Source organism: Pseudomonas sp. GW821-FHT03C07 (assembly GCF_059420925.1).
The window spans coordinates 14,398-36,819 of the sequence record NZ_JBWKUQ010000015.1 but is presented as its reverse complement, the minus strand read 5'-3'; the positions used below and the strand labels follow the sequence as shown (position 1 = coordinate 36,819).

22 protein-coding genes and 2 pseudogenes are annotated in these 22,422 nt (G+C 56.3%); 13 read left to right on the top strand and 11 right to left on the bottom strand.

Annotated features, from left to right (window positions below; all coding sequences use genetic code 11):
• Nucleotides 1–178 precede the first annotated feature (178 nt).
• Nucleotides 179–1,036: a PD-(D/E)XK nuclease domain-containing protein gene (locus AC07VG_RS24415; RefSeq protein ID WP_495022020.1), complete on the top strand. Its 858-nt coding sequence runs from the start codon at nt 179–181 to the stop codon at nt 1,034–1,036.
• A gap of 349 nt (nt 1,037–1,385) precedes the next feature.
• On the opposite strand, the gene AC07VG_RS24410 is transcribed toward AC07VG_RS24415, so the two are convergent.
• Nucleotides 1,386–1,688, bottom strand: coding sequence for a hypothetical protein (locus AC07VG_RS24410; RefSeq protein ID WP_495022019.1), 303 nt, complete (start codon nt 1,686–1,688; stop codon nt 1,386–1,388).
• A gap of 97 nt (nt 1,689–1,785) precedes the next feature.
• Here AC07VG_RS24410 and AC07VG_RS24405 point away from each other — a divergent pair.
• Both AC07VG_RS24405 and AC07VG_RS24400 read left to right on the top strand, forming a co-directional pair.
• Nucleotides 1,786–2,088, top strand: a pseudogene (locus tag AC07VG_RS24405) (DUF3422 family protein); the annotation flags it as partial.
• On the top strand, nt 2,065–2,250 hold the full coding sequence (locus tag AC07VG_RS24400) for a DUF3422 family protein (RefSeq protein WP_495022056.1): 186 nt from the start codon (nt 2,065–2,067) through the stop codon (nt 2,248–2,250). The pseudogene AC07VG_RS24405 and the gene AC07VG_RS24400, both read left to right, overlap by 24 nt.
• A 349-nt stretch (nt 2,251–2,599) precedes the next feature.
• Here AC07VG_RS24400 and AC07VG_RS24395 read toward each other — a convergent pair whose 3' ends face one another.
• The 8 genes from AC07VG_RS24395 to AC07VG_RS24360 form a co-directional block, all read right to left on the bottom strand.
• Nucleotides 2,600–3,217 carry an RraA family protein gene (locus tag AC07VG_RS24395; RefSeq protein ID WP_495022018.1) on the bottom strand — a complete coding sequence of 206 codons (618 nt, stop codon included), beginning with the start codon at nt 3,215–3,217 and terminating at the stop codon, nt 2,600–2,602.
• Nucleotides 3,218–3,220: 3 nt separating this feature from the next.
• Nucleotides 3,221–3,610, bottom strand: a complete 390-nt coding sequence (locus tag AC07VG_RS24390; RefSeq protein WP_495022017.1) for a RidA family protein — start codon at nt 3,608–3,610, stop codon at nt 3,221–3,223.
• A gap of 59 nt (nt 3,611–3,669) precedes the next feature.
• Complete coding sequence (locus AC07VG_RS24385; RefSeq protein ID WP_495022016.1) at nt 3,670–4,995, bottom strand: OprD family porin; 1,326 nt, start codon at nt 4,993–4,995, stop codon at nt 3,670–3,672.
• 80 nt (nt 4,996–5,075) lie between these two features.
• Nucleotides 5,076–6,404, bottom strand: coding sequence for an MFS transporter (locus AC07VG_RS24380; protein ID WP_495022015.1), 1,329 nt, complete (start codon nt 6,402–6,404; stop codon nt 5,076–5,078).
• Between the two features lie 177 nt (nt 6,405–6,581).
• On the bottom strand, nt 6,582–7,820 hold the full coding sequence (locus AC07VG_RS24375) for a Zn-dependent hydrolase (protein WP_495022055.1): 1,239 nt from the start codon (nt 7,818–7,820) through the stop codon (nt 6,582–6,584).
• 23 nt (nt 7,821–7,843) lie between these two features.
• A complete protein-coding gene (locus tag AC07VG_RS24370) occupies nt 7,844–8,773 on the bottom strand; it encodes a 2-hydroxyacid dehydrogenase (RefSeq protein ID WP_495022014.1) in 930 nt (309 codons plus the stop codon).
• The gene (locus tag AC07VG_RS24365; protein ID WP_495022013.1) at nt 8,770–9,525 is read right to left on the bottom strand and encodes a class II aldolase/adducin family protein; all 756 of its coding nucleotides are present in this window, start codon (nt 9,523–9,525) and stop codon (nt 8,770–8,772) included. Before AC07VG_RS24365 ends, AC07VG_RS24370 begins: the two co-directional genes overlap by 4 nt.
• A gap of 12 nt (nt 9,526–9,537) precedes the next feature.
• Entirely contained in the window at nt 9,538–10,836 is a 1,299-nt protein-coding gene (locus AC07VG_RS24360) for an MFS transporter (protein ID WP_495022012.1), read from the bottom strand.
• A gap of 159 nt (nt 10,837–10,995) precedes the next feature.
• Here AC07VG_RS24360 and AC07VG_RS24355 point away from each other — a divergent pair, with 159 nt between their 5' ends.
• Nucleotides 10,996–12,000, top strand: a complete 1,005-nt coding sequence (locus tag AC07VG_RS24355) for a LysR family transcriptional regulator (RefSeq protein ID WP_495022011.1) — start codon at nt 10,996–10,998, stop codon at nt 11,998–12,000.
• A gap of 231 nt (nt 12,001–12,231) precedes the next feature.
• Here AC07VG_RS24355 and alr read toward each other — a convergent pair whose 3' ends face one another.
• The gene (gene alr, locus AC07VG_RS24350; protein ID WP_495022010.1) at nt 12,232–13,470 is read right to left on the bottom strand and encodes an alanine racemase; all 1,239 of its coding nucleotides are present in this window, start codon (nt 13,468–13,470) and stop codon (nt 12,232–12,234) included.
• An 87-nt stretch (nt 13,471–13,557) separates the two neighbouring features.
• Between alr and AC07VG_RS24345 the strand changes: the two genes are divergently transcribed.
• A complete protein-coding gene (locus tag AC07VG_RS24345; RefSeq protein ID WP_495022009.1) occupies nt 13,558–13,725 on the top strand; it encodes a hypothetical protein in 168 nt (55 codons plus the stop codon).
• Between the two features lie 192 nt (nt 13,726–13,917).
• A complete protein-coding gene (locus tag AC07VG_RS24340) occupies nt 13,918–15,807 on the top strand; it encodes a methyl-accepting chemotaxis protein (RefSeq protein WP_495022054.1) in 1,890 nt (629 codons plus the stop codon).
• A gap of 4 nt (nt 15,808–15,811) precedes the next feature.
• Here AC07VG_RS24340 and AC07VG_RS24335 read toward each other — a convergent pair.
• Nucleotides 15,812–15,973: pseudogene (locus AC07VG_RS24335) on the bottom strand (LysR family transcriptional regulator); the annotation flags it as partial.
• Nucleotides 15,974–16,342: 369 nt separating this feature from the next.
• Here AC07VG_RS24335 and AC07VG_RS24330 point away from each other — a divergent pair.
• The 7 genes from AC07VG_RS24330 (at nt 16,343) to AC07VG_RS24300 (ending at nt 22,315) form a co-directional block, all read left to right on the top strand.
• A complete protein-coding gene (locus tag AC07VG_RS24330) occupies nt 16,343–17,272 on the top strand; it encodes an NAD(P)-dependent oxidoreductase (protein WP_495022008.1) in 930 nt (309 codons plus the stop codon).
• Nucleotides 17,266–17,580, top strand: coding sequence for an NIPSNAP family protein (locus AC07VG_RS24325; RefSeq protein ID WP_007938251.1), 315 nt, complete (start codon nt 17,266–17,268; stop codon nt 17,578–17,580). Before AC07VG_RS24330 ends, AC07VG_RS24325 begins: the two co-directional genes overlap by 7 nt.
• 15 nt (nt 17,581–17,595) lie before the next feature.
• Entirely contained in the window at nt 17,596–18,528 is a 933-nt protein-coding gene (locus tag AC07VG_RS24320; protein WP_495022007.1) for a VOC family protein, read from the top strand.
• A complete protein-coding gene (locus AC07VG_RS24315) occupies nt 18,521–18,898 on the top strand; it encodes a YciI family protein (RefSeq protein ID WP_216743065.1) in 378 nt (125 codons plus the stop codon). The genes AC07VG_RS24320 and AC07VG_RS24315 overlap by 8 nt, the downstream gene beginning before the upstream one ends.
• Nucleotides 18,899–18,908: 10 nt before the next feature.
• On the top strand, nt 18,909–19,862 hold the full coding sequence (locus tag AC07VG_RS24310; RefSeq protein WP_495022006.1) for a fumarylacetoacetate hydrolase family protein: 954 nt from the start codon (nt 18,909–18,911) through the stop codon (nt 19,860–19,862).
• Between the two features lie 182 nt (nt 19,863–20,044).
• On the top strand, nt 20,045–20,992 hold the full coding sequence (locus AC07VG_RS24305) for a SphA family protein (protein WP_495022005.1): 948 nt from the start codon (nt 20,045–20,047) through the stop codon (nt 20,990–20,992).
• Between the two features lie 87 nt (nt 20,993–21,079).
• The gene (locus tag AC07VG_RS24300) at nt 21,080–22,315 is read left to right on the top strand and encodes an MFS transporter (RefSeq protein WP_495022004.1); all 1,236 of its coding nucleotides are present in this window, start codon (nt 21,080–21,082) and stop codon (nt 22,313–22,315) included.
• Nucleotides 22,316–22,422: the final 107 nt, after the last annotated feature.

The following is a 22,422-nucleotide window of genomic DNA, read 5'->3' as shown; positions in this document are numbered from 1 at the left end:
CATCGCCACGGTGTTAGGTTGGGCCAGTACCAAGCGTTTGGATAGGATCTTTCATGTCGTTAAAGATAACCATCGCTGCGATACTAAAGGCAATGCGCATAGCTAGTGGGCTTTTCCCCAAAGTGAGGCTTCACCTATGCACTTCAGCTGAAAGCTAGCTAGAAAACCAGGAGCAATCATGGAAAAAATGGAACAAAAAGGGCTCATCCTCAGCATCGCCGATCAGGCAGATCAATTGGTTCAGCCACTGGCTAACCTCCAAATCGATCGGGTTAACTGGGAAATTCACAATGGCAATATTCCTCCTCCGATGCAGATCCTCGAAGATGAGGGGGAATATGAATTCCATTTGAGCTCGCGACTCGGCGAACTACACATAGCGATCATCGCCTATTTATCGCTATTCGAAAACGATGCACTACTGAGGCAGTTTTATTCAAAATTCGGAGAGACTTTAGATGCATATAAAGCCGCCACAGCCATGAATCATATATATGAAATAAATGAATATGAAAATACGCATCTTCGTGAAGTGAAGAGCTTTCTCAGAGGGCTGAATTTCTATGGTTCTTGCAGTGCAACCCAAAATGAGTTGCAGTTTGCCATTTTAGAACGATCCTTGCGATCAACCGGACAAATATGCGCCCTAACCAAGACCGCAATAAGAAAAGAAAAATGTATACAGGATGCGCTTAAGGATTATCTGCAGATACTATTCCCAACAACCATAGGATCGAAAGTAGTACATCCGAAGATCAATAAAAAATACTTCTGCGATATCTACATCGAAGAGCTGGGGGTGGGCATCGAGGTTAAACTATCAAAAAACAAAACCGACTTAGACTCCGCTTTTGCAGGTATTAGCGACGACGTGGTAGGTTACGAAGATCATCCCGTATTTAAATATTTTTACGCCGTATTTTATGTTACGGAAGATTTTCTGGGAACCGAAAGATTTATGGCGACGTGGAAGTCCAGAAAATATCCAAACAACTGGACGCCAATCTATGTGATAGGAAAGCCACTCAGCGAATAAGAAAAAATCACTGTTAAATACCGATCATCTCGCCTACACCAGAACATAGTAAGCCGAGGCGGGATTTTCGTGAGATGGTGGAGATTCAAGAGGCGTGAGTAAAATCACCTCACTTCGCCGTCCAGTCTCTATCAGTGATCATCGCAGCCCCCATCATCATTGATCCTGAGCGACTTGCCACTGCCTATGAAAAATTTCCTCGATATTAGCCATTTTTTTCCACCAGAATGTTGCTGAGGATCGACGCCTGCTTCTCCGGAGTGTCGACGATCCGCTTGAAAGACACTGATTAAGTAAGGTGCGATTTCCCAGAGGCTGCAGGCTACGTGAACACAGACGGACACAGCCCTCAAATTCCAGGCGTACGAGTACCTTCAAATCGCCCACCGCAGGTGCCCTGTATCGAATTTTTCTGAGTGAAAAAGCGCTCTTTGTAGGCAAAGAGAAGGTGGCGGCAAAGCCGCCAAAGAAAGGCGATCCCCTCCAGCACCCACTCGGTGCAACCTAATGGTTGCGTCATCAAAGACAGGAAAAGTGCGAGGAGCAGAGGCCACCTGAAATTGCGTGGCAGTAAGGGCTCACGGGAGGGGGGGATCGCCGCTTTTTCTTTGCTTTCAAATAATAAGGCTCCTTCTCGCTTGAAGTTTTTCAAGGGGAGGGGGGCACATATTTTCTAAATGTGACACTCGTCACGCTTTTGGCTGATGGTTCGGAAGTCAAGACACCAAACGAGCCGTTCTATGTGTGATGACTTGTCCTGGACAACGCTGCCCGAGGTGCTGGCGTCAAAGGTTGAAGTGAATTTGCCGGCGCTGATCAACTCGGTGCAGATCGTAGTGCGTGGTGAAGTCGGCCTGGATCTGTCCCGTTACGGCTTCAAGGATCCGAGCGGTTCTTGCGTGGGGGGTGGCGATGCAATGGTCTAGAGTGATTTTCGCCTGAGCGAGGATGGCAACAACCACATTCTGTTCGTCAACCGGCGCCTGAACGCCTACCGCCAGGGGCGGATGATACGCCGCCTGCTGGAAATCGAGACCTATAGGATTATTGCCATTACCTACTACCTGCTCAGTTTGCTCAAGCTGGGTTACTCAGGGCTGCACCTGCTTGGCGTTGCGGTGGCCCCGCGAGAGGCCATGCTGGTAATGGCGCCGTTCGCGATCGGTATTCTTGCGTTGATCGTGCTCCGTATCAAGAAAGTCAAAGAGCATTGAGACGATGACCGTGCAGTCTTAATTTACCAGTGCATATGGTCTTAAACACCCGGGAAAGCACACACATTATTGAATGTCGCTGAGTGACTGCTTATGGTTGTGGATTGAACCGGTCGACGCAACAGATTGGCTAAATCGTTCAGCGGGTTTTGTCGATTTTGTTGGTGCCAACGTGGTGTTCGTGAAGATACGGGTCGCTCCTTAGCCGTCGTACACTGCTTCTGCGTTACACAGAACTAGCAGCCGGAGAACCAAATCGCTGGATAAACAGGTCTCACTGACCGATCCAGGTGCCCACTCCATGTTGACTCGCGGCACCGGAATCGTTGGCTACATTACAAGCAACCAATCACTGAACACGCAGTACGGATGCTATTGACTCTCCGGCTTCAAGACGATCCAGCAGACCGGGTTCTGCACGATCACTGGCCAGTGCCTGGTCGATGACTGCGGCAAGTGCCTGACTGCCAAGAATCAGTAAACCGTTATCGTCGCCCAGCACCAGATCACCCGGGTGCACCTGAACCCCACCGCACTGGACCGGGACATTCAAGCGGCTCTCGGCGTTGCCGTGCAGTTTGGTGGTCAGCAGGCTGGTGCCACGGGCGAAAACGGGCAGTCCGGCTTCGCGCAGTTCAAGGATATCGGTCACCAGGCCATCGACCACGATGGCTCTGGCGCCTCGCGCTTGAGCCGCGCAGGCGGTGACCGTACCGACACAGGCGTGACGTCGATCGCCGTTCATGTCAATCACCAGCACGTCGCCGTCTTGCAGGCTTGCCAAGGCGCGGTTGACAGCAATGGCATCGGCGTTGATCACGCTCAGCGTCACGGCACGACCTACCACTTTGACGGCGCTCAGCATGGAGCGAATCTCGGTGCTGACAAAGCCGTCTTCGAGCAAATGCCCGAGGGTGGCGAAGCTGACCTGATGGAGCTTTTCAAGCAATTGAGTAGAGGCGTTCATGGCTTACCTCTGCGGCGCGCAGTCAATGAGTTCGGCCACGCAATCTATTTCCAGTGCCACTCCCCAGAGTGCCACGCAGACTGTGGTGCGTGCCGGCGGCGCATGGCCGAGCACCTCGGTATAGACCCGGTTGAAGGGCTCCAGTTGAGCAGGATCGGTGAGATAGCCGTTAACCTTGATCACGTGATCGAAGTCCGAGCCTGCCGCGATCAGGATGGCTTCCAGGTTGCGCAAGGTCTGGCGCACTTGCTCTTCGAAGCCTTCGGGTTGCTGGTCCAGTCCGCCTGCGGCGGGTATTTGACCGGCAGTGAACACCAGATGGCCGCTGACCACTGCCTGGGAGTAAGGACCGACCGGACCGATTGTGCCAGGTGCTGCCTGGATGCGTTTCATAGGGTAAACCTCGCTAAAAATGAGGCCCGCCGACCATCGTGTGGCGGCGGGCCAGTGGGTCAGAACAGCGCCAGGGTGTAGCTGACGATCAGGCGGTTCTGGTCCTGATTGCCATCAGCGTCGGAGTGCAAAACGCCATAGCGCCAGCCGAATCCGAGGCCTTTGAACGTACCGTCCTGAATGACGTAATCGAGAGACAGATCACGCTCCCATTCCTGTTGGTCGTTGCCGGAAGTGGTCTTGATCTGGTTGCCTTTGAGGTAAACCAGTGACGCGCGAAGTCCCGGGATGCCGGAAGCGGCGAAGTCGTAGGCGTACTGACCGAACCAGGTGCGCTCACCGGCCCGGTTGAAGCTGGCAAGCATGCGATCGGTAAACAGATAAATGCTCGATCCCCCGGCGCCTTTGTCGGGCAAGGAACCCTGGTTGAGCTGGACGAAGTTGCTGCCATCGGAAACGCTCTGGTAGCCGCCGGTCAGCCCATGGCCGCCAAGGCTGTAGGTGAAGATGGCGCTCCAGGTTCGGTTATCTATTTCGCCTGAGCCGTTGCGCGTGAAACCGCCAACTCGATAACCGTCAGCTCGACCGCTGGTTGACCCGTTGGCACCGTCGGAGGCGGTATCGAAATAGCGCAGGTCGGTCTTGAACGACTGGCCGTCACCCAGCGCGAGCACGTGCTGCAATCCGAAGAAGTGCTGCGTGTAGTAGTCCTCGAGATTGGCGAAATAGTACTGTGCAATCAGGTCTTTCGAGAGGGCGTAGTCGGCACCGGCAAACAGAAACTCATTGCTTTCCTGGCGTCCGCCGCTGACCGCCAATCCGGTGCTGTCGCTGGAACCGCGTCCGGTGGCGTGATCCAGGCGCCCACCGGTCAGCGTCAGTTTGTCGATATCCTTGCTGGTGATCTGACCACCTTCAAAGGTTTGTGGCAGCAGGCGCCCGTCGTTCGATTGCAGGATCGGTAGTTTGGGCATCAGCGTGCCATAGCGCATTTCGGTCTTGCTCAAGCGTGCTTTTGCCGTCATGCCCAGGCGACTCCACTCATCGACGGCGCCATCACCGTCCGAGGGGATCATTGAGCTGCCGCGATGGCGCCCCTGACCGCTGTCCAGAGTCACGCCCACCAGCCCCAGCGCATCGACACCAAACCCTAGTGTTCCGTTGGTGAAGCCGGAGGTGTAATTGAGTATCAGCCCCTGTGCCCACTCCTCGGTCTTGCTCTGTCCGGCACTGCCGGGCTGATTGCGATAGTCGTTGTTGAAGTAGAAGTTGCGCAGGCCCAGAGTAGCCTTGCTGTCGCTGATAAAATCGGCTGAAGCGACCTGGCTCAGGGTCAAGAGGCAAGCGCCGGCGCCCAGGCCAATCAGGTGCAGAGTTTTTTCCATGGTGTGTAAGTCCAGACGGTGTGTGAATGGCAGCAGGATCAAGTGCAGGTAGATTTATTGTTGTTGTGGGTCACTTGGCGCTACGCAGCACGTCCACCGCTCAAGTCGCGCTTGAACGTTTCGGTCAGCAGCAACAGGGCAATCAGGGAGATGAGCGCCGAGCCGATCATGTACCAGGCCACTGACGAACCTTTGCCTGTCATCGCGAGCAGGGCAGTGGTCACGATGGGCGTGGCGGCGCTGCCCAACAGCCCGGAGAGCATGTAAGCCACCGAGAGGCCGGAGTAACGCACACGGGTGCCGAACAGCTCGGCGAGAAAGGTTGCGATGGGCCCGTAGTTTGCGGCAAATGCAGTCATCAAGAGACCGTAGCCGAGAAATACCAGCGGTAGTTCGCGTGTATCCATCAGCCAGAACATCGGGAAGGCAACCAATGCTTCACCGACGATACCGGCGATGATCACCGGCTTGCGGCCGTAGCGGTCAGACAGTGCGCCGAAGGCTGGCAGGAGCACGATGCACAGCGCGCAGGAGGCCAATACCACGCTGAGCATGATGGTGCGGCTGAAGCCCAGGGTCTGGGTACCGTAGGTCAGGCCGAAGGCGACAATTATATTGAAGGATGCGCCGGTCGACATGGTTGCCACACCGCCGAGCAGGACTTGTTTCCAGTATTTACGGAAGACTTCGGCCAGTGGCAGCTTGATCTGCGGCTCGGAGGTTTTTGCCTTGTTGAATGCGGGTGTCTCGGTGATGTTGAGGCGGATATACAAGCCCACGGCAATCAGCAGCGCACTGGCCAGGAATGGGATGCGCCAACCCCACGCAAGCAGCTCTTCAGGTGACTGCAGCCAGGCAATCGCCAGAAAGGCCAGGTTAGCAATCATAGTGCCGGCGGGCACGCCGATCTGCACCCATGAGCCATACAAACCACGTTGGTTGGTTGGGGCATGCTCGACGGCCATTAGCACCGCGCCACCCCATTCACCGCCCAGCGCCAGGCCCTGGATGATCCGCAGGGTCAGGAGCAGGATCGGCGCCCAGATGCCAATAGTGGCGTAATCCGGCAAAAGACCGATGGCAAACGTCGCCGCGCCCATGGTCAACAGCGAAATCAGCAGCATTGATTTGCGCCCAAGCTTATCGCCGTAGTGACCGAACAAGGCGGCCCCGACAATGCGTGCGCCGTAAGCCGAAGCGAAGGTGCCGAACGCCAGGAGGGTACCGATCAGGGCGTCGAAAGCCGGGAAGAAAATCTTGTTGAACACCAGGGCAGATGCCGTGGCGAAGACAAACAGGTCGTACCATTCCACCGTGGTGCCAATGACACTGGCTACAGCGACTTTTTTCATGTTGACGCTGGGGTCGACCGCCGGGGTAGCGGTCTGGATGCACGCGGAGCTGTTCATGCCTTTTATCTCCAAATTGAGCGTCAGGCTCAGTGGATTGATTTATTGGTTGGCAGTGTGGGTAACGGTGATGTTTGGATTGGATGTGGGTTTTTATTGTTTTTCAGGCACAAGCGGGCCCTGCCTTTGAGGTCGCGTGGGTGATGCGACCTCAAAGGTTTGGTGTTGCTTGCAAAATCAGTCGGTCAGGTGCTGTGCTCGCCGGAGTACGGCATTGAGCAGCACGTCGCAGCCCATGCGGACATCGTCAGGCAATGCGTCTTCGGCTTCGTTGTGGCTCAGGCCACCGACACAGGGAATGAAGACCATCGTGGTGGGGCAATGTCCGGCGAGGTGGATGGCGTCATGGCCGGCACCGCTGACGATATCCTGATGGGGGTAACCCAGCGCCTGCACCGCTGAACGCACCGCGGCCACGCAATCGGCATCGAAGGGCGTCGCCGGGCTGAGCCAGTGACGACTGATCGCCAGGCTCAAACCGCGTTTGTCGGCAACGATTTGCAAGCGCTCGTATACGGCTTGCTCCATTGCAGCGATCTGTTGGTCTTCGTGGTGACGCAGATCGACAGTGAAGTTGATCCGGCCGGGGATGGTGTTACGCGATGACTTGGCTATCTCCAGCTGGCCCACGGTGGCCAGCCCCTTGGGCGCGAAGTCTCTGGCGAGGGCTTCCAGCACGCTGGCCATTTCCGCGACGCCGAACAGGGCGTCCTTGCGCAGTGGCATAGGGGTGGTGCCGGCGTGGGCACTGACACCGCCAACCTGCACATCCAGCCAGCAAATCGCCTGGCCTCCAGTGACAACACCCACCGGCAGACCGTTGTCCTCCAGAATCGGACCTTGTTCGATATGGGCTTCGAAGTAAGCATCGAAGGCCCGCTGCAAGGGCAGTTCACCACTCTGGCCGATATCGGCGAGGGCTTCAGCGACGCTGATGCCATTGGCATCGCGGGCATCCAGTGCGGTTTGCAACGGAAGAATGCCAGTGAACACTGCCGAGCCGAACATGGCTGGGGTAAAGCGCGCACCTTCCTCGTTGGTCCACACGGCGATTTCGATGGGTTGGCGGGTTTCGATGCCTTGATCATTCAGGCAACGCACCACTTCCAGGCCACTCAGCACACCATAGATACCATCGAAGCGCCCACCTTTTGGCTGCGTGTCCAAATGGCTGCCCATGACGATCGGCGGCAGGCTGTTGTCCAGGCCTTCGCGACGGGCGAACAGATTGCCGATGGCGTCAAACGCAATGCTCAGGCCAGCTTCGCGGCACCAGCTCATGAACAACTCGCGACCGGCCAGGTCTTCTCTGGAAAGGGCCAGGCGACAATTGCCGCCTCGCTCGGTGGCGCCGATTTTGGCCATGTCCATCAGGCTGCCCCAAAGGCGTTCGCCATTGATGTTGGATACTTTCATCATTCACCTTCTTGTCGCGTGTCTTAATAGCCCAGGGACGTATCGACGGGGTTGTTCAGGGGTTCACCACGGGCCAGCCGCCGCGTGTTTTCGGCAATCTGGCTGGCGATGCAGTCGTGGGACGCGGCCGAGGCCATGTGCGGGGTGACGATCACCCCAGGCATGCGCCACAGGCGATCATCGACCGGCAGAGGTTCACGCTCGAAGACGTCGAGCACTGCACCGCGCAGCCGGCCGCTGCTCAATGCCTGTTGTAGATCGTCGATGCGTACGTGCTGGCCGCGACCGCAGTTGACGACCACTGCACCTGGCGCCAGGGCCTGGAAGGTTTCAGTGCAGAGAATGCCTCGGGTAGCCGAGGTCAACGGCAGCAGGTTGATCAATAGATCGAGGCCTTCGAGAAAGCCGCTGAACTCCCGCTCGCCGTTGTGGCAGGCCACGTTAGGTATGCTCTTGACACTGCGCGCCCAGCCGCGAACGCTGTAGCCGGCGCTGGCCAGGTCCTCGGCAATGGCTGCGCCCAACGAGCCCAGGCCCATTACACCGACCTTGAAGTCCTTTGCCTGGATCTGTAGCGGGCGCTGCCAGTGCTGGTCAGGCTGTTGCTGCAAGACCTGATCGAAACGTCGGTGATAGTGAATCACCGCCCAGCGTACGTACTCGGTCATGCCTTGGCGGTGCGCGGGATCGACCACGCGGCACACCGGCAAGTTCGGGCAGCTGGGATCGGTGTGCAAGTGATCGACACCCGCGGCGACCGAATGCACCAGTTGCAGATTGGGCAGCGCGCCCAGGCTGTTGGCCGGCGGGAACCAGCATGCCGCGACTTGTGCTTCATTGGCCAACGGGTCGTCGGCGAGCACCACTCGCATATCCGGCGCCTGGCGGGCAAAGGCCGCCTGGAGCTGGCCGAGCAGGATGCTGTCGCGCGACAGCAGTACGATCGTGTTCATGAGCAATAGGACTCGCGCTGGTCTTCAATCAAGGTCAAGGCAGCATTCCAGCTCAGGCCCATGATTTCCTCGGCTTCATCGCGACCGAACTGTTCTGCAGTGTGTCGGCAGACTTCTTCGCTCGGATAGACCAACTGGCTGCCACCAGCCAGCGCCGCGACCTGCGCCTGGCAGGCGCGCTCCAGGAAGTGAATCTCGTGGAAGGCTTCAGCCACGTTTCCACCGGCCGCCAGCAGACCATGGTTACGCAAGATCATGGCCTTGTGTGGCCCCAGGTCGGCAATCAGTCGTTCGCGCTCGGCCAGTGACAGCGCGATGCCTTCATACGTGTGGTACGCCAATTTGCCGTAGAACTTCAGCGCATGCTGGCTGATTGGCAACAGACCTTGCTCCTGGGCTGCCACGGCCATGCCGGCTGCGGTGTGGGTATGCACCACGCAATTGAGATCCGAACGAGCCATGTGGATGGCCGAGTGAATTACGAAGCCTGCGGCATTGACCCGAGTACGTTCGTTCGGACCGCCCACCACCTGGCCATGCTGGTCGATGCGCACCAGATCGCTGGCTTTCATGCGATCGAAGATGACACCGTAGCGGTTGATCAGGAAGTGGTGTTCGGGACCGGGGATGCGCAGGGTGATATGCGTATCGATCAGATCGGTCATGCGGAAATATGCGACCAGTCGATACAGTGCCGCCAACTCGCAGCGTGCCTTCCACTCGGTGGGGGCGATGTTGTCGGGTGTGTACATGTGAGCTCCTTGTTAAAGCGCAAGTTGGGGGGCGGTGGCGGTGGATTCACCGCGCAGACGGGCCAGGCCACAGACGCCGATCAACGACAGGGCGGCCAGCAAACTGAAGAAGATCGCCAGTGGCATCCACTGGCCGGCATAGTGACTGGCCAATAGGGTGCCGATAATGGGCGTGGATCCCCCGGCAATGGCGCAGATCAGTTGATACGCGATGGAAATTCCCGAGTAGCGCAAATGCGCTGGAAACGCCTGGGCCATGTAGCCGGCAATCACCGCGTAGAGGCCAGACAGAACGACCACGGCCATGGCAATGCCGAGGGTCATCAAGACGATGTTCTGAGTGCTGACCAGCAGGAACATGGGGTAGGGGACCAGCATGGACAGCAGGGCGGCCAACTTCAGGAAGCGGCCCTCACCGATGCGCTCGGCCAGCAGTGCGCTGATGGGTTGGGAGATGAACTGGATCACCGTGACCAGGAACAGGCAGTCGAGAATCGTCGACCGCGCAATACCCTGATACTGCGTGACATACGTGATCATGAACGTGTTGGTGAAAAAGAACCCGGCCGAGCCTATGGTCACTGCAGCTGCCGCGAACAGAATCTGCCGCCAGCAGGTACGAATCACCTCAAGCACCGGATACTGGACGGTTTCGCCCTTGTCGGCGATTGCCTTGAACTCTGGAGACTCTTGCACGCCAAACCGAATCGCCAGGCCAATCATCATCAGCACACCACTGAACAGGAAGGGCAGACGCCAGCCCCATTGGGCGAATTGTTCAGGTGAAAGCGAGGTCACCAGACGGAAGGCGATCAACGCCAACAGCAAACCTGCCGGGCTGCCCAATTGGGCGAAGGATGCGTAGAAGGTCTTGCGCTTGGCCGGAGCGTGCTCACTGGCCATCAGTACGGCACCGCCCCATTCACCACCCACCGAAATGCCCTGGATAATACGTAGTGCTATCAGGCCGACAGGAGCCCAGACGCCGATATTGGTGTAGCCGGGCAGCAAACCGATGGCGGTGGTCGCCAGCCCCATCAGCAGCATGGTGAACAGCAGCATTTTTTTGCGTCCCAGACGGTCACCCAAATGGCCGAAGACCATGCCCGCCATGGGTCTGGCAATAAAGCCCACAGCAAAAGTGCCGAATGCGGCCAACGTACTCAGCGTGGCGTCCGAACTGGGAAAAAACACTTGCCCCAGGATCAGAGCCGCCGCAGTGGCATAGATGTAGAAATCGTAGAATTCGATGGTCGTGCCAATGAAGGCTGCAGCCGCTGCGCGACGCGGTTGGTTGGAGTGAGTACGCATGCAAGGCCCTTCTTTAATTATTATTCCGACAGGGATCAATCGGATCACGGTAACGCTCTGTCCCTGTGGCGCTTCCGTGCTTTATCTCGTAGCCTCTATAATTAAGCAATTTGCTAATTCTTAATCGCTGATTAAGCAATGCTAATAATGGACGTCAAGATGAGCAGCAAAAACTCGAATGAAGAGCTAGTACAAGCGAGATGGGGGGGGCGGCGCTTCCTCAACGATCGTCTGGACTGGAACTTGTTGCGCACTTATCTGGCCATTGGTCAGGAAGGGAGCATCAGCCGTGCTGCAGCGCGGCTGTTCATTACCCAATCGGCCGTCAGTCAATCGCTCAAGCGGCTGGAAGAGCAGTTGGAGTGCGCCTTGATTTCGCGCAAAGGGCCACGCTTCGATCTCACCGAGGCCGGAGAGGAAGTGCTGCGAATTGCCGAAGAGATGTATGGCAACGTATCGCGCATCGGCTCGGCCATCGAAGGCCCCCAGGATGATGTGGTGGGGAAGGTTCGTCTGCTCTCGATCAGCCGGGTGCAATCGGCGGTCTATGATGATTTTCTCGCGAGTTTTCATCTCAACCATCCGCGTGTGGAGTTGGAAATAGAGGTTCTGCGCAGCTCTGACATTCTCAGTTCGCTGATGCAGAAGACCGCCACCGCCGGTGTTGGTCTCTGTCGCATTGCTCAACCCAAGCTTGAGCAGCGTTGCCTGATACGTCAGCGATATGCCTTCTTTTGCGGAAAACGCCATCGTTTTTTCGGAATGCGGGGTCTCGATCTGGCGGAGCTGCAGGGGGAAAATTTTGTCAGCTTCACGAGCGATCAGATAGGCGGCAACCTTTCGCCGCTTACCGTGTTTCGTGACCAACAGGGTTTCACCGGCAGGATCGTCGCCTCGTCATCAAACTTTGAAGAAATTCGCAGGTTGGTGATCGCAGGATTTGGTATCGGCTGTTTGCCAGAGCACTTACTTGATATTGACCTTTACAACGGCATGCTCTGGCGCCTGCCACCCAGGGACGGTGTCTCCGATGTAGACATTCACCTGTTGTGGAACCGCGAGCAAAAAATGACCCATGCAGAAACCGTATTTCTTGAAAGTTTCCAGCATGCCATTGCCGTTGCAGAACAATCTTCCGATCAAGAGGTCGGCAAGGAAGACTGACTTTTTGATTTTCCGCCGGTTCCAGGAGCGATTTGCCGGTGCCGCAGTCGCACGGGGACTTTGGTCTGACGAGTCATTCCGGCTATTGCGTCCAGGCCTCCGATTATTGATTTGACCGAACCAACAAGACTTTCTCCAATTCGGGGTGCTTAAAGCTCTTGCGGACTAACCTGCGAGAACTCGCATCTCAGGGCAAAAAAGAAGGTGCCTGCGCACCTTCTTTTGCCTCTCTTACCTGGACTTCAAAACTTTCGGATTGGAGTTGCCCCAGACGGTATAAAGGTCCGCCAACAACGCCCCGTTGATGGTCTCAAGCTCCGTCTGGGTAATTTCTTCATCGCCTTGCTTGCCGTATAGAACGACCTCATCTCCCGCCTTTACGCCCTTGATACCACTGACGTCAACCATCAGTGTATTCATGGTGACCTTGCCGATGACAGGCGCGCGTTGACCGTGAATCAGCACCGAGGCCTTGTTGGAGAATGCTCTTCGATAACCGTCTGAGTAGCCGGCCGGGATGTTGGCGATCAATGAGTCTTTGCTCAGGGTAAAGGTGCGGTCGTAGCTGATGGTACTGCCCGCCGGGTAGGCGTTGACCGCCGCGACCCGCGACTTGAACTGCATCACCCGTTGAAACTCGTTATGCCCGCCCACCGGATAGCCATAAAGCGCAGCGCCGGGACGCACCATATCCAGCCAGCCCTCGGGTACTTCAAGGGTGGTGAAGGTGTTGGCGCAGTGCAGGATGATTCGGCTGCGGTCCAGTTTGCCGTGCTCGATCAGCCAGCCGGATTGCTCCTTGAATGTCGCCAGCCCTCGCAGAACGTCCTCTCGTTCTTCGACCGGGAAGTGGGTCATGATCCCGACGATATTCAGGTGATCGAGCCGAGTCAGCTCCACCGCCTGTTGTTGCCCCTCTGCTGTGCTCATTTCCAGGCCGTTGCGGCTCATGCCCGCCGAGTTCAGCGCCAGGTGAACAGGCAGTTTCACGCCTTTGCGTGTGGCCAATTCGTTAAGCTGGCGCGCAACCTCAAGATTGCCGACCAGTTCTTCGATGTTGAAGCGCAGCGCATTGGCCACTTCGTCAACAGTGGCGCTGCGCAAACGCATCAGACGCCCCTTGAAGCCTTTGGCCCGCGCAACGCGCGCCTCCTCGTTGCTCGCTACACCGATGCAGGTGACGCCCATTCGGATTGCGGAAGGAACCAGCAGGGCAATGCCATTGCCATAGGCATCGGCTTTCATCACAGCGCACATCTGGCTTTTACCCGCCAGTCGTTGCTGGAGCTTGGTGATGTTCCCTTCGAAGGCGACCTGATCAATCTCCAGCCAGGTGTTGGCCTGGTCTGATTGGTTGTCGGCGCGTGGATGTTCTGGCGCGGGATCGAGCAAAGGGGCGGCATTGACCACGGGCGTCATTGCCGTCAAAGCCAGAGCGAGCGTCAGCGTGCTGAGCATAAAACGCGGCATATCGAGTCTTCCATTCAAGATGAGGAGAGCTCTGTGCGCATGGGGTATTGGCATCCGCCAGGTCCCTATGGCATGGAGCGAACAGCCATGGAAGTTTTATGCAAAGGCGTTGTTTATTTATGTGGTGTTATGGGGCTGACGCAGCGGATGGCGCTGTTAAAAGGGGGTAAACAACAGAGGGGTGATTTGCGCAACGAGAGTCCATTTTCAGCAAGAGCGGAATCGGCTGCCGACGTAAAGCTTTCAACATTTTGAGTCGAGCGCCCATGGGATAACAGCCGAGTTGGTTGCTGCAGCGAAGGGAGAATAACTGCACTCACTTCCCTTTCTTGAAAGGCTCCCATGCAAACGACTAACACCGTGCTGATGATTCGGCCTTCGCGCTTCTCCTTCAATGTTGATACCGCGGCGAACAATCGATTCGCTGACCCGGGCTGCAGATTAGTCGTGAATAAAAACCTCAAGTTCAGCCACAAGATCCTGCTGGCCGTGTCTCTGATTGTCATCGCCGCGTTCGGGTTGTTCACGGTCTACAACGACTATCTGCAGCGCAGTGCGATTCGTAAAGATCTGGATAGCTATCTTCACGAAATGGGCGATGTCACCGCGAGCAATATTGCCAACTGGCTATATGGTCGGGTGTTGTTGATGGAAAGCCTTTCGCAGTCGGTGGCGATTGATCCGTCGGCGGAAAACATCACGCTCTTGTTGAAACAACAGGCCCTGGCCTCAACCTTTGCAGCCACTTACATCGGGGACAAGAACGGTAAGTTCATTACCTTTCCGGACGCGAAGATGCCGGATGGTTATGACCCTCGTGCCCGCCCCTGGTATAAGGACGCCGTCAACAGTGGCGGTCCGACGATCACCGAGCCTTACATTGACGTGACGACCGGTGGGCTGGTCGTCACGGTCGTTGATGCGATCAACAAGGCCGGGCAGACCTTGGGTGTGGCTGGCGGTGATCTTGGCCTGAAGGCGATTGCCGACAGTATCAATGCGCTGGATTTCAATGGCATGGGCTATGCGTTCCTGGTCAGTGCCGATGGCAAGATCCTGGTCCACCCGGACAAGACCCTGGTGATGAAGGCGCTCAAGGATGTCTATCCGCAAGATGCCCCGCGGATCAGCAGCGATATCAGTGAAGTTCAAGTGGATGGCAAAAACCGCATCGTCACTTTTGCGCCGATCAAAGGCTTGCCCTCACTGAAATGGTACGTCGGTTTGTCTGTTGATAAGGACAAGGCCTTTTCGATGCTCAGCGAGTTTCGTGCTTCAGCGCTGATAGCCACCGTCATCGCTGTGCTGATCATCATCGCGTTACTCAGCCTGTTGATTCGCATCCTGATGCAACCACTGTTGGTGATGACCCGGACCATGCAAGACATCGCCGACGGTGAAGGCGATTTGACCAAACGCCTGACCATCCAGACTCAGGACGAATTCGGCATCCTCGGCACGGCTTTCAACCGTTTTGTCGAGCGGGTTCATGGTTCGATCCGCGAGGTTTCCTCGGCCACGGAGCGTGTCAACGAAGTCGCTCAGCGGGTGGTCAGTGCCTCCAATTCGTCGATGCTCAACTCCGACGAACAGTCCAGTCGGAGCAATAGCGTGGCGGCCGCCATCAACCAGTTAGGCGCCGCAGCCCAGGAAATCGCCCGCAATGCTGCCCAGGCTTCGCATCAGGCCAGCGATGCCCGAGGCTTGGCTGAAGAGGGTCAGCAGGTCGTCGATAGAACCATCCAGGCAATGAACACGTTGTCCGGGATGCTCGGCGCCTCCAGCGGTAATATCGAGAACCTCAACAGCAAAACGGTGAACATCGGGCAGATTCTGGAGGTGATCACCAGTATCTCCCAGCAAACCAACCTGCTGGCGCTCAACGCCGCGATTGAAGCTGCCCGTGCCGGTGAGGCAGGGCGCGGTTTTGCGGTGGTCGCCGATGAGGTGCGCAACCTGGCTCATCGCACCCAGGAATCGGCGCAACAGGTGCAGACGATGATCGAAGAGCTGCAAGTCGGCGCCCGCGAGTCGGTCAGTACCATGAGTCAGAGCCAGCGCCACAGCCTGGAAAGCATGGAGATCGCCAACCTGGCCGGCGAGCGCTTGAACAGCGTGACCCTGCGCATCGGAGAGATCGATGGCATGAACCAATCGGTCGCCACTGCCACGGAAGAACAGACCGCCGTGGTCGAGTCGATCAATATGGACATCAGAGAAATCAACACCCTCAATCGGGACGGCGTTGAAAATCTTCAATCGACCTTGCGGGCCTGTTCCGATCTGGAGCAGCAGGCGGCTCGCTTGAAACAGTTGGTGGGCAGTTTTCGGATTTGATCGATCAACGCCGTGACGAAAGCCGCTGCGGCGCAAGAAAGGCATCGTGGAAATAATCACGCATTGCCTGCATCGCGGGGGTAAAGGCGCGTTCGTGGTGCCACGCCAGACCGACGCTCATGGGCGTCACCACATCGCTCACCGTACGGGTTTGGATGCGTTTGCCTCCAGTGACCAGTGCCGCAAGGGACCTTGAAGCCATAGTTCGCAAGGTCCAGTGCCGCTTCGCCACGCACCACCATCTGTACCGCGCTGATCATCTGCTGCAAATGCGGTTCGCCCTTTGCACCAGCGACTCAGGCAAGCGTGTCCAGCGAGTTTTCATACAGCCTGGACCGATTACCGCCGCTTCATGTGCATCATCGCTTTCCAGCCTCCTGACTGAGGCATCAAGCCCATTCACGGCCTTTGTATAACCCTCGCTTCTACTTATTCATAACCTGAGCTGTTTGCTCCCAAACCCGGCTGCGCCTAGGTTAGCGCTTAGCCGAGCTTCAAGCTTTGCGTCAAAGAACAACAATAAGAGAGGCTAAAAATGCCTGTGATAACCATCGGTATGGTGGGAATCGGCCAACTTGGCCTTCCTATCGCAACCAACCTGCTTGCGGCCGGATTTCGCGTTGTCGGTTACCGACGTCGAGATCGTGAAGCCTTTGTCCGTCAAGGTGGCATCGCGCTTGAAAGCCCAGCCGCCGTAGCGGCGCAATCAAACTTCATTCTCACCTGCCTGCCCAGCGAAGTGGCCCACATGGGAATCATGGAGGGGCCTGATGGCCTGCTTCAGTCCATAGGGCCGCAGCACACCCTGATCGAGATCGGCACCTATCACAAAGCCTTCAAGCAACGTATGGCTCAGCGTATCGAACAACGTGGTGCGCGGGTGTTGGAGGCGGAGGTCAGTGGTACGCCATCAATGGTTTCCCAACGCAAGGCTTCCTTGTTTCTGGGCGGCGACCCTGACCTGGTAGAGCACTGCAAGCCGGTGCTCGATGCGATCGCCGACATCCAGTTCCACATTGGTGGGTTTGGGTGCGCGGTCGCGATGAAATTGATCGCCAACTATCTCGTGACTATTCACACATTGGCCGCAGCTGAGGCGCTAAACCTTGGCGTGAAAGCAGGGTTCAGCGCACAGCAGGTAGTTGAGGTGATACGCCAAAGCGCGGGTGGCTCAACGATGTTCAGCGCAAGAGCACCGATGATGGCTGATCGTCACTTCCTGCCGGCGCCAGGACCTTTCGCCACGCTGGAAAAATACATCGACATGGCCAGTGAGCTGTCCGAGGAACTCGGTAGCGCCGCGCCTTTGTTTAATGCCGCCAAGCCCTATTTTCTAAGGGCTATCGAAGAAGGCATTGGTGAAGAAGATATCTCGGCAGTGATCAAGTTGATCGAAGCCGACTCCCAGGCCGACTCCCAGGCCGACTCCCAGGCACATTCCAAAAAAGAGAAAACAACATGCTGATTGAACAACGTACCTATCAACTCAAGCCTGGCGCCCTGCACGAATTCCTCCGTGCTTACGAGGAGGAGGGGCTACCACTTCAGGGTGAGGCACTGGGCAACTTGATCGGTTATTTCAAGCCGGAAACAGGGGACATCAATCGAGTCATTCAGTTGTGGGGATATTCCAGCTACGAGGACCGTGCCCAACGCCGTGCGGCGCTGTCCAGCGATCCAAGATGGCGTACGTTCCTCGGCAAGAACGGTCATCTGGTGGTTGCCCAGCAGGTTGAACTGTTGAGCGCCGCACCCTTTTCCCCTATTCGTTAAGAAGGAGCATCCAAGATGATTCGTTCTCTACAACACGTAGGCGTGACAGTTCCAGATCTTGAAGTGGGTCGTTCCTTCTACGAAGCTGTTGGGCTCGAAACCCGCATGGCAGGTGAGCATTTGGTGTTGCGTTGCAAAGGGCGCGCCCAGGATCAAGTGCGACTGATGCCCGGCACTACAAAGCGCCTCAGCTATGTCTCGTTTGGTACCGATGCTGAGGGGCTGCAGACCATTCGCGAAAACCTGAGCTACCACGGTGTGGTCATCCATCCGGCACCTTTTGATATTGGCCAGGAAGGGCTGTGGTTTCGTGACCCCTCCGGCGACTGGGTACACGTCAGTGAGGCCGAGTCCATGCCGATGGCTCCGTTACCGGCGCCAGAGTTGAATACCCCTGGACGGTACCGTCGCATCGGTCAGCGCGGGTGCACACCGGCCTCGAAGTTGCGTCGAGTCACACCGTTACGCCTGGGCCACTTGATCAAATTCACCCCCGATGTGGATCGTTCGATTGATTTCTATACCCGGGTGCTAGGGATGAAAGTCTCTGATCGTGCGGGGGACAAGATCGCCTTTCTGCGTTGTGGCTGTGGCGGTGATCACCATGTGCTGGGCCTGGCCAAGAGCAGCCATAGTGGCCTGCATCATCTCAGTTTCGAGGTGATGGGTATTGATGAGATCGAACTGGGCGCTCAACACCTGATGAGCCTGGGCTACGAAAGCGCTTTTGGCATGGGACGACATGTGGCCGGCTCCAACTACTTCCATTACATCCGCGATCCTTGGGACAGCATGGTCGAATATTTCTGGGACATCGATGTCATTCCCGAAGATGACAGCGAATGGCTGGCTATCGACGGGGCACCGCCAGACTTGATCGCCGTGTGGGCAACCAATCCACCCCCTGAGGCGTTCATTCAGAACTTCGAGGCGGTGCGTGATGAGTGATAGCTCTAAGACCAAGGAACTGCTGGCAGGGATGTTGAACAAGCCGCTGTTCGTGGTCATGCGTACGCCACGGGATCTGACCCGCGTACCAGAGCTGCTGGACGCCCACTTGAAGTGGGCGATTCTGGCGCAACAACGCGGCGAGTTGTTCGCTTCCGGGCCCTTTGTTTCGGATCAGACCTTTCCCGGTGAGCTGGGTGGCATGAGCATTCTGCGTGCGGCGGATCATGCCGAAGCGCAGCGCATTGTCCAGTCAGATCCCTTTATCGCCCACGGCGTTTATGACGTGGACATACGCAAGTGGCTGCTCATGGAAGGCGGCCTGACGCTCCACGTCAGCTTTTCCAACCAACGCTTTTCGCTCCTGTGATGGTGGCCCCATGAAGTATCAGCTTTTCACCTATCGGATGGATGTCCAGTCAAACGCTACCGGCCTGCTGGTTGGCGAATACGCCTATGATCTCGGTCAGCTGGTAGCCACGGCCGGCCTTGAGTTGCCGACAGCTTCCATTGATACATTGCTCGAGAGCTGGGAGACGTCCAATCCAAAGCTTCAAGACCTTGCAATATCAGTATTTGAAGCGCCAGCGCACTATGAGTCGCAACGGCTCGACCTTGACGCTTTGCACTTCGCTCCATTCCTGGAGCGTCCCGGCACACTCTATTGCGCGGGCGCAAACTACCGTGACCATGTCGAAGCCATGGCTCGTGCGTTCAACATGAAACTGTCGCTGGATCCGCGCAGCGAGGGCATTGCTCCATGGCATTTCATCAAGCCCGGCCGCGGCAGTCTGGTCGCACACAAGCAAGCGGTAGACATTCCCGAAGGTGTCCGCATGCTCGATTGGGAAGCCGAGTTGGCGGTGGTGATCGGCAAGAGAGCGTCGCGTGTCTCCATTGAAAATGCACTCGACTATGTGGCGGGTTATACCTGCGCCAATGACCTGTCCGCGCGTGATCGACTGCGCCGAGAGCAAGTCGATCCGAGCTCGCCGTTTCGCTTCGACTGGATTGGACACAAATGCTTCACGGGTTCTTGCCCGCTGGGCCCGTACCTGACGCCGGCACAATTCGTCAAAGATCCCGAGAACTTGAATATCAAGCTGTCGAGGAACGGCGCTTGGGTACAGGATTCCAATACCCGCAATCATATGTACGGAATTGCAGAGCAGATTTCCTATCTGAGTCAGACCATCGATCTGTTTCCCGGCGATGTTCTATTGACGGGAACCCCGGCAGGCGTGGGCATGGAAAGCCACACATTCCTGGACCGCGGTGATGTTTTGAAAGTCTGCATTGAAGGGCTGGGCGAGCTGGAAACCACTATTCGGTAATACCTCTCGGAGGACCGGGCTATCAGTGCCCGGCCGTTGAATAACTCAACTGTTTGCAGCGTCCTGACAAATGACGGTATGCATCGCCGCACCTGAAATTTGCCAGCCGCTTTTAAGTAACGCTAGGGCTGAAAGTTAAAAAAATTCTCCTCCGTAATACAAAAATAAAAATGGAACATGAGATGAACACACTAAGATCAAATACCCATCGTGCATCAAACACCTGGATCAGCACCCTCTGCATAGGTCTTTTTTTCGTTCCGCTTGCCCATGCAACAGAGGGCGGCGGCACCTCATATCCACTGGGTGTGAATACGGTCCTCGCGGGAAAAATGCCACCGCCAGGCTTTACCGAGTTTTTCTACTTGTCCGACTACAGTGCGAATAAAACGCTGGATGGCGATGGCAATCAAAAACAAGGTATTCACAACTTCGACCTTGATGTTCAAGCACTGTCGATGCGAGTGGATTACGTCTATCAGGACTACTCGATTTTGGGTGCCAAGCTGGCCAGTCGCATTGCCTTGCCCTTGGTCAAGGGCGACGTCAAGTTCGATGTCGATACGCCTGCTGGTCGAGTTCATCGCAGCGATCATCAAGAGGGCATCGGCGATCTGACGGTAACTCCATTTGTATTGGGGTGGAGCTCTCCACGGTACAGCCAAATACTCGCTCTGGATGTGTTTGCGCCTGTGGGGTCCTATGACAAGGACCGCCTTTTCAACCCGGGTCGAAACTACTGGGCTTACGGGCCATGGTATTCGTTTACCGCCTATCCGTTGGAAAAACTGGAGGTCAGCGCCAAGCTCATTTATATGATCAATGGTGAGAACCCCGCTACCCACTATCGTTCCGGCCGTGAGTTCAACGCCGACTACAACATTGGCTACAACATTACTCCCGAATGGCAAGTGGGCGTGAACGGCTATTTGTATAAGCAGGTCAGCGATGATGGGAAGAATGGTCAGACGTACCTGGACGGTAACCGTGGTCAGGTCGCCGCAATCGGCCCCTCGATCAAATACCAAACCCCGGCAATCGGGTTTGTCATGAAAGTGCAGCACGAGATGCTGGTCGAGAACCGTGCCGAAGGTAATAAAGTCTGGCTGCAGGCCGTTTACCGATTCTGAACTTTGCCTCTTTCCAAGGCTGCCATAAACAACATGGCAGCCCGCGGAACAAACATCACTGTCCAATAATTAAAATCAGGTGAAATCGTGACTGGAATATCCAAGTGGCATGTACTGATCGGTGGATTTATCGCCTACCTGTTTGATGCAATGGAGATCATCCTGCTAACGCTCGCTCTGCCCGTTATCCGTCAGGATCTGGGGCTGAGCCTCAATGAAGTGGGAGCGCTGGCAAGCGCTACATTGCTGGGTATTGGTGTGAGCGGCGTTGCCACAGGCTGGTACTCCGACAACTTCGGTCGGCGCAGGGCATTGATGGTATCGCTGGCAATCTTCGGCGCACTGACCTGTTTCTTTGCATTCGCTCATGATCTCTACGTACTGATGGGCTTGAGATTTATCTCGGGTCTTGGACTTGGCGGGGTATGGACGATCCTCTCGGCTTATATCGTCGAAACGTGGCCGCCCACGCAACGCGCCAGAGCCATATCCTTCGTGATCAGTGCCTTCCCGGTTGGCGCCATCGTGGCTGCCATGGCGGCAAAGTTCATGCTGCCGGAATGGCGTTTGATGTTTTTCGTGTCCGGCGCCTCGGTGATACTGCCGATCATTTATGTGTACTTTCTAATTCCGGAGTCTCCGGCCTGGAAGGCTCAGCGCGATACTCAGGGAACGGCTGCGAAGCGGATATCCGTCAGCGAGATTTTTTCGCCTGAACTACTTCGTAACACCTTGCTGGGGTCTCTTGCAGCCAGCTTTGCATTGCTTGGCTCCTGGGGAGTCAGCACGTGGCTGCCCACCTACCTGATACAGGACCGTGGCTTGAGTGTGGCGTCGATGACCAGCTTTATGGCGGTACTCCATCTAGGGAATTTCTTTGGCCTGAACGTATTCGGTTTCATCGCTGACCGCATTGGCAAGTGGCTTACGATTGTCATATCGCTACTACTCACATCAACGATGGCGCTGGTCTACGTCTATACCGTCCAGACCCAATCGCTGATCTGGATAGGGGCGGGGTACGCATTTTTCATGGTGTTTGCAGGATTGTTCGGCTCTTACTTCGGCGAGATGTACCCCGTCCGGGTGCGAACGCTGGGGGCGGGCTTCTGTTTCAATGCAGGCCGCGGGTTAGCAGCTTTTGCCCCCTTGCTGCTCAGTGGCATTGCCAGCTTTTATAGCCTGGCTGCGGGACTGATGGTCTGCGCCGGCTTCTACGTCATTTCCGCCTTGTTCGTGATCTCCATGCCAAGGAATAAAACAGTGGGTGAGGTGAGTACGCTGATGGGCACTTCAGACATTGCCAAAGAGGCAATCGGGTAACCTAATCCGTTGGTGCCAATGCCTCGTATCTACTGATACGGGGCATTTTTTTTGCTCCAGAAAACAGGTGGCTGGTGGTGATATCTGTATAAGTATTTCAGATAGTG

Coding starts and splice junctions, on each gene's coding strand:
- AC07VG_RS24355 (WP_495022011.1), top strand. CDS start 10,996: ATGAGCAGCAAAAACTCGAATGAAGAGCTAGTACAAGCGAGATGGGGG.
- AC07VG_RS24375 (WP_495022055.1), bottom strand. CDS start 7,820: ATGAAAGTATCCAACATCAATGGCGAACGCCTTTGGGGCAGCCTGATG.
- AC07VG_RS24385 (WP_495022016.1), bottom strand. CDS start 4,995: ATGGAAAAAACTCTGCACCTGATTGGCCTGGGCGCCGGCGCTTGCCTC.
- AC07VG_RS24415 (WP_495022020.1), top strand. CDS start 179: ATGGAAAAAATGGAACAAAAAGGGCTCATCCTCAGCATCGCCGATCAG.
- AC07VG_RS24320 (WP_495022007.1), top strand. CDS start 17,596: ATGATTCGTTCTCTACAACACGTAGGCGTGACAGTTCCAGATCTTGAA.
- AC07VG_RS24370 (WP_495022014.1), bottom strand. CDS start 8,773: ATGAACACGATCGTACTGCTGTCGCGCGACAGCATCCTGCTCGGCCAG.
- AC07VG_RS24325 (WP_007938251.1), top strand. CDS start 17,266: ATGCTGATTGAACAACGTACCTATCAACTCAAGCCTGGCGCCCTGCAC.
- AC07VG_RS24395 (WP_495022018.1), bottom strand. CDS start 3,217: ATGAACGCCTCTACTCAATTGCTTGAAAAGCTCCATCAGGTCAGCTTC.
- AC07VG_RS24365 (WP_495022013.1), bottom strand. CDS start 9,525: ATGTACACACCCGACAACATCGCCCCCACCGAGTGGAAGGCACGCTGC.
- AC07VG_RS24390 (WP_495022017.1), bottom strand. CDS start 3,610: ATGAAACGCATCCAGGCAGCACCTGGCACAATCGGTCCGGTCGGTCCT.
- AC07VG_RS24360 (WP_495022012.1), bottom strand. CDS start 10,836: ATGCGTACTCACTCCAACCAACCGCGTCGCGCAGCGGCTGCAGCCTTC.
- AC07VG_RS24315 (WP_216743065.1), top strand. CDS start 18,521: ATGAGTGATAGCTCTAAGACCAAGGAACTGCTGGCAGGGATGTTGAAC.
- AC07VG_RS24330 (WP_495022008.1), top strand. CDS start 16,343: ATGCCTGTGATAACCATCGGTATGGTGGGAATCGGCCAACTTGGCCTT.
- AC07VG_RS24310 (WP_495022006.1), top strand. CDS start 18,909: ATGAAGTATCAGCTTTTCACCTATCGGATGGATGTCCAGTCAAACGCT.
- alr (WP_495022010.1), bottom strand. CDS start 13,470: ATGCCGCGTTTTATGCTCAGCACGCTGACGCTCGCTCTGGCTTTGACG.
- AC07VG_RS24345 (WP_495022009.1), top strand. CDS start 13,558: ATGGAAGTTTTATGCAAAGGCGTTGTTTATTTATGTGGTGTTATGGGG.
- AC07VG_RS24305 (WP_495022005.1), top strand. CDS start 20,045: ATGAACACACTAAGATCAAATACCCATCGTGCATCAAACACCTGGATC.
- AC07VG_RS24380 (WP_495022015.1), bottom strand. CDS start 6,404: ATGAACAGCTCCGCGTGCATCCAGACCGCTACCCCGGCGGTCGACCCC.